Consider the following 350-nt stretch of genomic DNA (forward strand, 5'->3'; position numbering starts at 1 on the left):
CCCGCAAGCTGTACATCTCTTAGCAAACAATTCGCCAAAACAGTCTGCACAGTAAGGCTTGTCATCTCTGGAAGTGAAGCGTTGGCCAGCAAGGCATGTGTTGCAGTTCGTGCAACAGAAGCATTCCCTATGCCATGGCTCATTTCGGTACGTCACTCCTCCACTGGTGATAATCTGGTTACACTTAATGCACCTAGTAGCATATTTCTCCTCGTAACAGCCAGTGCAGTAAATGTCGTTATCACGAGGGATGAAGCTTTTGGTTCCAATGGGATTTTTGCACATACAGCAGCAGAAGCATTTCTCATGCCATTGGTGGTCTTTGTATTCCATTTTCTTCTTTCCTGTGT

Annotated in this window: 1 protein-coding gene; it reads right to left on the reverse strand. The window is 45.7% G+C overall.

Annotated features, from left to right (window positions below; all coding sequences use genetic code 11):
- Positions 1–333 (reverse strand): LIM domain-containing protein (locus BB427_RS24880; protein ID WP_368072335.1); only part of this gene is annotated, 333 nt, incomplete at its 3' end.
- Positions 334–350 lie beyond the last annotated feature (17 nt).

The sequence above is a fragment of the Pseudoalteromonas sp. BMB genome (assembly GCF_001709235.1).
GTDB lineage: Bacteria > Pseudomonadota > Gammaproteobacteria > Enterobacterales > Alteromonadaceae > Pseudoalteromonas > Pseudoalteromonas maricaloris.